The organism is Bariatricus sp. TF06-38A (genome assembly GCF_027690675.1).
In the GTDB taxonomy this organism is placed as follows: Bacteria; Bacillota; Clostridia; order Lachnospirales; family Lachnospiraceae; genus Allocoprococcus; species Allocoprococcus comes.
In genome coordinates this window covers 40637-48577 of record NZ_JAQFCE010000027.1, presented here as the reverse complement: position 1 = coordinate 48577, position 7941 = coordinate 40637, and the positions used below count along the sequence as shown (strand labels likewise).

At 39.9% G+C, this 7941-nt stretch carries 11 protein-coding genes; all 11 read right to left on the bottom strand.

The genetic code is table 11. From position 1 onward, the window contains the following. Window positions 1–1397, bottom strand: a 1397-nt coding sequence (locus tag PG418_RS16100; RefSeq protein WP_498837684.1) for a VirD4-like conjugal transfer protein, CD1115 family, incomplete at its 3' end; no start/stop codon positions are given. Beyond that, a complete protein-coding gene (locus PG418_RS16095) occupies window positions 1394–1885 on the bottom strand; it encodes a PcfB family protein (RefSeq protein WP_055057305.1) in 492 nt (163 codons plus the stop codon). The genes PG418_RS16100 and PG418_RS16095, both read right to left, overlap by 4 nt. Window positions 1886–1967: 82 nt before the next feature. Continuing rightward, window positions 1968–2762, bottom strand: coding sequence for an ATP-binding protein (locus tag PG418_RS16090; protein ID WP_055650151.1), 795 nt, complete (start codon window positions 2760–2762; stop codon window positions 1968–1970). Then, complete coding sequence (locus PG418_RS16085; RefSeq protein ID WP_117457748.1) at window positions 2762–3580, bottom strand: replication initiator protein A; 819 nt, start codon at window positions 3578–3580, stop codon at window positions 2762–2764. Before PG418_RS16085 ends, PG418_RS16090 begins: the two co-directional genes overlap by 1 nt. Window positions 3581–3590: 10 nt before the next feature. Continuing rightward, window positions 3591–4472, bottom strand: a complete 882-nt coding sequence (locus PG418_RS16080; RefSeq protein WP_117457749.1) for a replication initiator protein A — start codon at window positions 4470–4472, stop codon at window positions 3591–3593. Next, window positions 4465–4857 carry a hypothetical protein gene (locus PG418_RS16075; RefSeq protein ID WP_117457750.1) on the bottom strand — a complete coding sequence of 131 codons (393 nt, stop codon included), beginning with the start codon at window positions 4855–4857 and terminating at the stop codon, window positions 4465–4467. Before PG418_RS16075 ends, PG418_RS16080 begins: the two co-directional genes overlap by 8 nt. Before the next feature lie 11 nt (window positions 4858–4868). Then, entirely contained in the window at window positions 4869–5267 is a 399-nt protein-coding gene (locus tag PG418_RS16070; protein ID WP_005344165.1) for a single-stranded DNA-binding protein, read from the bottom strand. A 13-nt stretch (window positions 5268–5280) separates the two neighbouring features. Further along, entirely contained in the window at window positions 5281–5679 is a 399-nt protein-coding gene (locus PG418_RS16065) for a hypothetical protein (RefSeq protein WP_117457751.1), read from the bottom strand. 132 nt (window positions 5680–5811) lie between these two features. Continuing rightward, a complete protein-coding gene (locus tag PG418_RS16060; protein WP_117457791.1) occupies window positions 5812–6123 on the bottom strand; it encodes a DUF6050 family protein in 312 nt (103 codons plus the stop codon). A gap of 112 nt (window positions 6124–6235) precedes the next feature. Then, on the bottom strand, window positions 6236–7165 hold the full coding sequence (locus PG418_RS16055; protein WP_117457752.1) for a ParB/RepB/Spo0J family partition protein: 930 nt from the start codon (window positions 7163–7165) through the stop codon (window positions 6236–6238). After that, on the bottom strand, window positions 7146–7940 hold the full coding sequence (locus tag PG418_RS16050) for a ParA family protein (protein WP_117457753.1): 795 nt from the start codon (window positions 7938–7940) through the stop codon (window positions 7146–7148). Before PG418_RS16050 ends, PG418_RS16055 begins: the two co-directional genes overlap by 20 nt. Window position 7941 lies beyond the last annotated feature (1 nt).

The window sequence follows — 7941 nt, the reverse complement described above, 5'->3', positions numbered from 1 at the left end:
ATTCCCACCGTTTTAGGCGTAGAACGTGTCACACTGTTGGCAAACTCATCAGCGATGACACGCACATGAACTGGCAGTCTTCCACCATACTCATCATCTGCCTTGTCGCAAAGCAGATTGAAAAGCTGTGACTGTAACATGGCAATCACAAAATTAAAGGTTGTATCTGTATCGGACATAATCAAAAACAAGGCTGTCTTCCTGTCCCCGATCTTATCCAGTTCCATTTCATCATAAGACATGATCTCACGAAGTTCTGCTATATCAAATGGTGCCAGCCTCGCACCACAGGAAATAAGAATACTTTTGGCAGTTTTGCCTGCCGCCATTTTGTATTTTTTATACTGTCTGACCGCAAAATGCTGCGAATCTCTTTCTTCCAGTTCCTGGAACATCATATCCACAGGATTCTGGTAAGTTTCATCCTCTTCACGGGTTTCGCTTTCATTCAAAAGATCCAGAAGGGTATTCAGATTCTTTTCCTCTTCATCCCCTTCATACCAGATAAAAGCAATCAGTGCTGTATACAGCAATTTCTCTGCTTTCACCCAAAAATCTTCGGAAGCTTTTTCCCCTTCGCCTTTGGTATTAACAATGATTGTTGTCACCAGCTTCAGGATATCTTTTTCAGACCGTATATAAGCAAATGGATTGTAATGAAGCGATTTGGAAAAATTGATAGTATTCAGAACCTTAATCACATATGGCTCATGAACTACTTTTCCAGATCTATCTTTCATAATATTTCCATTCTTATCTTTCTTAGGTGGTCCCTTTGCTAACATCTTCCCGCATTCCTCAATCAGAGTGCCTTTCGGATCTGTAATGACCATGGAACAGTTCATCTGCATGACTGACGGCTTAACGAAAAATCGAGTTTTTCCGGAACCACTGCCGCCAATGACCACTATATTTTTATTTCTTGCATACTTTGGCTGTTTAGGTCTACTTTCCATAGTCAATGCTTCTGTTGCTGTCAATGGAATATTCATCCAGGGATCTTCCGACATATAAGGCTTGATATCCTCTGCGGTTCCCCATCTAGCTGAACCATACTCGATGCCTTTCCGTAATTTCTTTGCATCTGCCTGTTTCTGCCAGACCAACACTTTCAGAACGACTGCAACAACAATACCTGCTAACAGATCTTTCCAGTTATTGCTTAACACAAAACCTGCAAAAATCCGGTCTGCGTGTTCCATTGCATATAATAGTTTGTTCCCCATATCTTCTCCCGGACTGTTCCGGTAAAGAAAAAATGCCCGGTCTGCATAGAAAGCAGCCAGAGCATAAGGGATATTTGTAAGAACCAGTTTCTTTTTATCCAGGGCGGACAGCTTACCCCCGATTTTATTCTTCCACTTCTGCATCAGAGTTTTGCCGCTTTTCTTTTTCATCGACTCTGCTCCTGATGCCGGTTCTTTACTTTGTCCTTCGTCTTCTTTGGCATCATTGCCCGGTAAGCTGCAAGACGCTTATGAATGGAAGGTTTATTCGCTTTTTGAATCTGTTTCTGGGAAAACTCACGGAAAGCAGCATTGAGTGCATCCTGATCACGTCCCTTGAAGAATACCAGATAAACCGGAGGCTCTTTGCTCTTGTCTTTTTTCAGAGCATAATTGATCCCGTATTTTCTGGCATACCGTTCAAAGGACTTGATATTCTTATTTGTGATCTCGATATTGACCATCCCGGCATTCTGTTTTGCCAGCTCTTTTACCGTGACCTTTCCCTGTTTCGGCTGATTTTTCTGTGCTTTCTTCTCTACTGATTTCTGCTTCTGATGACGCAGATACGCAACAAGAACCTTTTTCAACAGGTCTGCCGTAATCTTAGTAGCCCGAATACAGAACGTGACCGTTTTCTGAGTTACCTCTTCCTGCATGACTTTTCCCTCCTTTCAGCGATTCAACTGCTGTCCAGATCTGTAATCATGGCAATCACCCCCTTTAATGAAAAAAGACAGATTAACCGGTAATCAGGTTCTGCACCTGTACGAGTTTTTCTGTCCCTTCTTCTTTTCTCTTATCTTCTCCACCACAATAGATGGGAACACACATTTCAAGTATTCTACTGTAAATACGCTGATGGGCAGTATCCAAATCTGTGGATTTCATTTCATTCAGTCCCAGATTCGTTGTTACGATCAGCGGAAGCATTTTACAATAGCGGCTGTCTATCACATTATAGACCTGCTCCAAGGCAAACTCGGAATTTCGTTCTATTCCCAAGTCATCAATAATCAGCAGCGGATAATCCACAAGATTTTGTATAATCTGGTTCCTATCTGCCTGATAACTGGTCATTTCATTTAAGATTCTGGAAAAATTTGTCATCATGACACGTTCTCCCTGTTCCAAAAGTGCATTTGCAATACAGCCTGCAAAGAAACTTTTCCCGGTTCCAACTGGTCCCATCAAAAGCAATCCTACATTTTTTCTCTTCATATCTGTCCAGTTTTCTACATACTGCCTGGCAATTAGTATCTTCTGGTTGCTTCCGTTGTCATTTTCAAATTTCCATTCCCAGAATCTTCTTTCCCGAAGTCCGACGGATTTTCTCTGATAAAGCTGCCGCTGTGCTTCTTCCCACTGCATCTTCTCATCCAGTTCCTGCCTGGCTTTTACCTCGCATTCGCACAAACAGGACACTACATGCTCAAATCCCATCAGACTGACTTTCATCTGTTTTCTTTTTCCACAGGTGCCACAATGAAGACATCCCTCTTCGTCCAGATAATCTGCTGTTACTTTATTTTCCATCACAGGCTTTCTCCTTCCTGAAATTCATATTTATCCATTCCTGTCCTGGTTCCATCCCTTTCTGCCCAAAGACAGATTGTTGCAAAATGGTTCTGATACTCTTTTCCACTGGATTTCATATAAACAGAAAGATGATCAATCCGTTTCTGGTAATCCCATGGAAATAGCGTCATCAGCTCCTGCAGTTCAGCTTCCGACAGAACAACATTTTTAAATCTACCATACTGACTGAATTTTTCTTCCAAAGTGGGAGTATTGCCCTTACTCTTATCAGTATGATTCTTTTCAGTCTTATTTATCTTAGTATTACTTCCATCCAGATTCTTGCAGTCCGGACTTCTATTTTTTTGCGTTCCGGACTTCCAGTTTCTTGCAATCCGGATTTCCAATTCCTTGCAGTCTGGAGTTCCAGTTTCTGGCATTCCAGAAGAAAAGTATCTTACTGGCTTTCCTCTACTCCGTTTTACAAAATTTTTCACATATATGACAGAAGGACGATTATTCCCCTGCCGATACCGTTCGATCAATCCAATTCCATGCACACTGTCAAGTTCATAAAGGAGCTTTGTTACAGTCGTATGAGACATCCGCAAAAGATCCTGCAGTTCTGCAATCGTATAAATGATATAGACATAACCGTCACTGTCAATCCAGCCATTTTTCTTTGATAGACTGATGCGGTCTAAAAGGATTCCATACAAGAGTTTTGCATCTGTGGAAAGACCCTGAAATTCCTTTTCTGTAAACAGGGCTTTCGGTATTCGGAAAAAAGAAAACTGGTCAGATTCTTCTGCTCTGAAGTATTCAAAATCTGCCATAATTTATTTCCTATTCTTCCATATTGTTGAAGTCATACCCTGCTGCACTTCCTGTGCCATGACATAATTCATCAAGCACATAATTGAACGCATTCACCGCTTCTTCCAGATAAATTTTCCTTGCCTCTTTATCACACGCATACATATCGGCAATAAATCCTTCATCATTTCCTATTGCGTGTACCAGAGTCTCCAAAACTTTCATAAATTTCTTTTTTGAACACTTTTTATGCTGCCTATTCACATACTTCTGAATGTCCAGTACTCTATCAGCATTTTCCTCATTTTCTTCCAGGATTCCAAATGCCAGGTCCATGCCAAATTCATAGCCATCACAGGAAATCTGATCAATATCAAGCTGTCCAAGCTCATCTCGATAATTTCTTTCTTCCATTGAAGTCAGTGGTGTCTCATATTCATCCAGATATCCCATATCCGCAATCGTTTCCAGAATATCTCTGGATGCTTTCACCATCTTGTCCATGATAATTTCTCTTTCTTCCATCGGCATATTTGCCATAATGCTGTCTAATGTCATCATTGATTCTTCCTCCATCTCATTTTCATAAATATCATTGATATAAAAGTGGTTCGCCTTTCCATTGTCTGAAATGATACGCACCAGATTACCAACTTGAACCAGTTCCTGCACTGCCTGATCTACGCCATATCTGGTCGTATTCAGGTCTTTTTTCATTTCACTTTTCGGATAGATTACAAATAAATCCCCTTCACCATCTACCCAGCCATTCTGCACCGCAAATTTTAAGCGATCCAGAAATAAGCTGTATAAAATCTTTGCTGTATTTGACAGATTTTTGTATTTTTCCATCTGGAACAGCATCTTTGGCACCTGCAGACAATCTACCGGCATATACTCCATCTTACTCATTGATTGTTTCCTCCTTCTGTTTGTACAGCACTTCGGCTGAATTAATATTGATTTCCAGCATCCCTACAAATACCTGATAGTACAGCAGGCATATCTCTTCATCCTCTCTTGCCAGATACAATCCTTCCAGTTCATCGGACGGATGTTTCATTCCATATACTGCCTGACAGATATCATGGATTTTCTCACATTCCACACTTCTAAGATGCAGCTCCAAGGTGTGGTTAAATCTCTGCCAGTCCTCCAGTTTCTGATTTACTGACATCATGCACTGGAACAGTTCCGCTGCTTCACATGCTGCTGACATCACTATATTTTTGTTATTGATACTTCCATCGGCATTTTTCATATGCCCTACCATATACGCCTGATCTACCGAAACCATCTTTTATCCTCCTATCTAAACGGCATTTCTTCTTCCATGCCCTCTGGGATCTCTAAGAACCCTTCCGCATCTTCTGGAAACGGTGGTCTGTCAACCATTTTTGCACCTGCGAATTCAATCCGGTTTGCATACACTTCGGTGGTATAAATCTTTTTTCCGGTATCCTTATCTTCATAATTACCTGTGACAATCTCGCCTTCCACCATGACCTTCGTGCCCTGCATCAGATAATCTCTGGCAAATTCTGCTTTCTTTGCAAAAGCCTTTACCGGAATGAAACTGACTTCATCGGAATAATTTCTTCTGACTGCCAGAACAAACTTGGCGATCTTATGAAGTCCTTTTTCATTCTCCACTTCGTTGTATCCGGGATTTCTTACTAATCGCCCGGAAATAACTGTTGTATTCATTGGCTTACCCCTCCTATGCTTTCATTGATTTGTAACAGATACCGATACATGGTCCACATTTTCCATAGGTACATCCGTAACATTCATCTTTTTCCAACTCTTCTTGCTTCATTTCATCGGCAAACATTCCTAACAGTGTTGTGTAAATCTTTTTCATTGCCAGGAACTTTTCTTCTGCTTTTTCCATCTTCTCTTTGTAAAATGGAATCAGTTCACGAAGAACTGGATGGAAACGTTCATTTTCATCATCCCAGGCACAGGTTTTCATCATACAGCGTGGCTGTTTCTCGTAATTGCCCAGATAATACGGGCAGAACGTACAGCCTCTTTCTTTAACAATTTCCACCGGAATCACTGGCATCTGACTTTTGACTTCCTTTGTTACATGCTTACTTTCAATTCGCTCTCTCATCTTAAAAATCCTCCAAGAATATATATATTTGCAAAAGGGAATTCCCCTGAATTGCCTGTTTTTAAGCACAAAAAAAAGAGGCAGACTTACGATTTTTGTTTTCGCAAGCCTGCCTCTTATCAATCTAATATTCTATTTTCCAATGACATACCGTATAAACACGTATATCGCTCTGATCACATACACTGGAATCATGATACTTCCAATCAATGCTCCAATAATGACACTTAATGCAGCCATCCCAAATGTTGCTGTGGTATCCATTCCTCTCGGAATCAGAATCAACCGCATTTTATGTATTCCAAATGGAAGTCCGGCAATAAATACCAACCAGAACCAATCCGTCTGCCCACTGACCTTCATAATTGTTTTTGTCATCCAAAACCAGAATACCATAAATGCCAGTGGCAGAATTGATTTTTTTATTACATCTCCAATCGTCATTTCTTTCGTCCTCTTATCTAATCTGTTTATCTTCTGTACTTTAGAAAGATATGCCTGATATCTTTGCATCTGTCTATCATTATATCTTATTTGCTTTTCATATTCCACTTTATCATCCCCTTCGCTCTGTTTGTGCTTTCCACGAATCTAATAACTGGAAAATTATTTTTTCGATTTGCTCTTTCTTGTAATCTGGTGGAAAATATTTTTGCAGTTGCTTTTCTGAAAAACTGATTTTCTGATAATTCACTTTTGCTTCTCCTCCAAGAATTTTCTCTATATCTTCTCCAGTCAATTCTTTTTGCTGGCTAAGTTCTTTCAGTTTTTTTGCCTGAGATCCATTTGGCATTTTCTTTGTTGTTCCTATAAACGCCAGTAACAATGACTGCTCATTACTTTTCAAATAAGATAAATCAACTGCAACAGTAAAGGGCAATTCATTTTTATCTACAAACTCCAGCAAGTAATTCGACAAGTAGGTCAATCGTATATATCGTTTGATCGTACTCATTGTCTCTCCGACTTCTGTGCCAACCATCTCAGCTGCCCATCTTTTTTTCAACTTTGGTTCAACTTGGACCAAAGTTAAATCAGTCCGTCTACCCTGACGTTTCAATGCTTCATACTTCATGCGGTATGCAAATGCCTTCTCACTATATAGCAGATTTTCTCTTTGAATGTTGGAATCGACCATAACCACAGTTGCTTCATCATCAGACATATCTCTGATAATGACCGGCATTGTTTTCAGTCCTAATTCCCTGCAAGCATATTTTCTTCTGTGTCCCACAACTAATTCATAATCCTTTTCCCCTGAATTTGAAGGTCTTGCAATTCCTGGCACAAGAACTCCATATTCTGAAATACTTTCAATCATTTCCTCCATTTTATCATCCCTGAACACTTTAAACGGATGATTCTTGAATGTATCCAACTCGTCCAGCGGAATTTCTCGCACACACTCCTGCTCCTCTGACAATCCGAATAATGCATCTACCCCTTTGAATTTTATCTTTGAAGCACTACTTTCTTTCACTGCCATCACCAATCACCTCCTCTACCAGTTTTTTATAAGCTTCGGCAACACGACCTTTCGGATCGTGTTTATAAATACTTACTCCTTCAGCACTCGTCTCAGCTGCTCTTATCGAAAACGGGATTGCAGTCTTGAAAATATTGATATATTCGCCATAATTATCGTGAAGCAACTCTATAATCTCTTTTGAAAAATTCGTTCTTCGATCTACCATGGTAAGTAAGATTCCGTCAATCTGAAGCTTTCGATTTATCTGCTTTCTGACTTTATATATGGTCTGCATCAACTGTTCCAATCCTTTAACAGGAAGATAATGTGCCATAACCGGAATGATAACCGAATCAGCTGCTGCAAGAGCATTTACAGTAAGCATTCCTAGCGATGGCATATTATCAATCAGGATATAATCATATTCTGGTGAAATTGTCTTGATAAACTGTTTTAACACATATTCTCTGCTCATAACATTTACCAGACTAACTTCTACCCCAGACAGTTCAATATTTGCCGGAAGAATGTCCATTCCCTCTTCATGGTGAAGAATTCCATATCCTTCTGGTAATTCAAGACCATTCATTTCACAATGAAGAATTGTCGCTACTGTTATTTCCAATTCATCTGGATTCTGATATCCAAGACTTTCTGTTAAACTTCCCTGTGGATCAAAGTCTATTGCCAGAACTTTATATCCTTTTTTTACCAATCCGATTCCTAAATTCACACAGGAAGTTGACTTTGCGACACCACCTTTTTGATTGACTATTGCTATAACTTTTGCCATC